This window comes from bacterium, assembly GCA_026398675.1.
Taxonomy (GTDB): Bacteria; RBG-13-66-14; RBG-13-66-14; order RBG-13-66-14; family RBG-13-66-14; genus RBG-13-66-14.
The window spans coordinates 1-1,860 of the sequence record JAPLSK010000212.1 but is presented as its reverse complement, the minus strand read 5'-3'; the positions used below and the strand labels follow the sequence as shown (position 1 = coordinate 1,860).

General features: G+C 69.8%; 2 protein-coding genes. Both read right to left on the bottom strand.

All coding sequences use genetic code 11. The features are described from left to right. Positions 1 to 798 (bottom strand): TRAM domain-containing protein (locus NTW26_07045; GenBank protein ID MCX7022013.1); only part of this gene is annotated, 798 nt, incomplete at its 3' end. Continuing rightward, a partial coding sequence (locus NTW26_07040) for an HD domain-containing protein (GenBank protein MCX7022012.1) occupies positions 788 to 1,860 on the bottom strand: 1,073 nt, incomplete at its 5' end. The genes NTW26_07045 and NTW26_07040, both read right to left, overlap by 11 nt.

The window sequence follows — 1,860 nt, the reverse complement described above, 5'->3', positions numbered from 1 at the left end:
GGCGCCCGCGTCGTTGGGCTGGCGGAAGACCCCCGGCGTCTTGGATAAGGGCGCGCCGAGAGAGCCGGTATCGAAGCGCTCCCCGCCCCACGCCGCCGACGAGAAGTTTTTCCCCTTCACCCGGAGGGCGACGAGGCCCGGAAGCTCCCCGGCCGGGGCCGACCAATCGCAATCGGGGGGCGCGTTCCGGTCGAATCCCAGGGTGAGCGCCCAGCCCCCGGCGGCCATCTCGACGGTCACCTCGATAAGACCCGACCAGTCCCGGTTGACATCTCTACTTAAAATCCCACGGACCGCCCCCACCGCTGCGTTGAGCGGCTCCATCAACAGGGGGCAGGCGTCCCAGGCGACGAGCTCGTGACTACCCTGAACGTAGTACCCGAGCTCCGGCGCCCCGGAATGACGGACGACCTGGAGCCGGGCGATGGCGCGGTGACCGAAGGGCTCCGAGGGCTCCACGGGCGGGGGCTCGATAATAAGCCGGGCGTTCTTGCGCGCCAGGTCGGCCGTCAGTTTCCCCTTGAGCCGGAGCTGGACGGGGTGGGCGATGTGCAGCCAGTCGCAGCCGCCGCAGCGCCCGAAATGGGGGCAGGGAGGTTCGATGCGCCCCTCGCCGCCTTCGAGAAGCTCCACGACCCGGCCGTGGGAGTAGTCCCTCGTCTCCCGCGTTATTTGAATGAGGGCCGTGTCGCCGGGGACGGTGAAGGGGACGAAAACGACCCGACCTTCGAGCCGGGCCACGCCGTCGCGGCTGGCGACGTCCACGATCCGCAGGCGGTGGAGGCCGTCACCGGTCATCGGCCAAAATCTCCCGCGCCCACGCCAGAAGCGCCTCCCGCTCGTTCAGGTCCGGGTGCTCCAGCACCTCATCCACCAGGCGGTCCAACATTTCGCCCACCCATCTGCCTGGGGCGCGCCCGGTGAGCCCCAGGAGGTCGTCGCCCGTCACGGCTAGGTCGGCCACGGTCAGGGCCGCCCCCGCTACGCCCAGGGACTCGATTCGTCCCATCAGCTCGGAAATGTCCGCGGGGAGCTGGAAGTCCTCGTTCCGCCGGTGGGCCTGGCGGTCGGCGATGACCAGGTCGAATAGATCGGCGACGTTCCCGGACCCCACCCGCCGCACGAAGCGCCGCACCGCCGCGTCGGTCCACTCCGGCGAGTAGTGGAGCATGTGGTTTTTTATTAGAAGGCACGCCCGCTCGCGCAGCTCCCGGGGCAGGGTCAGCCGCCGCATGGCCCGGTCGGCCAGCTCCGCCGACTGATCGTCGTGGCCGTAGAACACGAAGTCGCGGTCCTTGGGCTGCTTGGTCACCGGCTTGGCTACGTCGTGCAGGAGCGCCGCCCAACGCACCGTCGGCTTGTCCCTCGGCGCCAGGTCGCAGGAGCGCAGGCTGTGATCGAAAACGTCGAACTCGTGGTAGCGGTTCTGGGTCACGCCGTAACAGGCGGCCAGCTCGGGCAGGCAGTGGCCCAAGAGATCGGTCTCGCGCAGGAGCTCGAAAGTGACGCCGGGCCGCGGGGCAGTCATCGCCTTGGCGAGCTCGTCGCCGATGCGCTCCCAGGCCACCCCCCGGGCGACGGCGGCGTTGCGCCGGACGGCCCGAAGGAGATTCGGGGCGACCTCGAATTCCAGCGTCGCGGCGAAGCGGCAGGCGCGGTAGGCCCGCAGGCCGTCCTCGGCCAGCCGCTCGTCCGGATTGCCCACCGCGCGCAGAACCCCCTTTTTCAAATCGCCGCGACCACCGAAGGGGTCCACCAGAACACCGTCGGGCAGCTCGCGGGCCAGGGCGTTCACGGTGAAATCCCGGCGGGCCAGGTCTTCAGCGATATCCAGGCTGAAGCGGACCTCGTCGGGGCGGC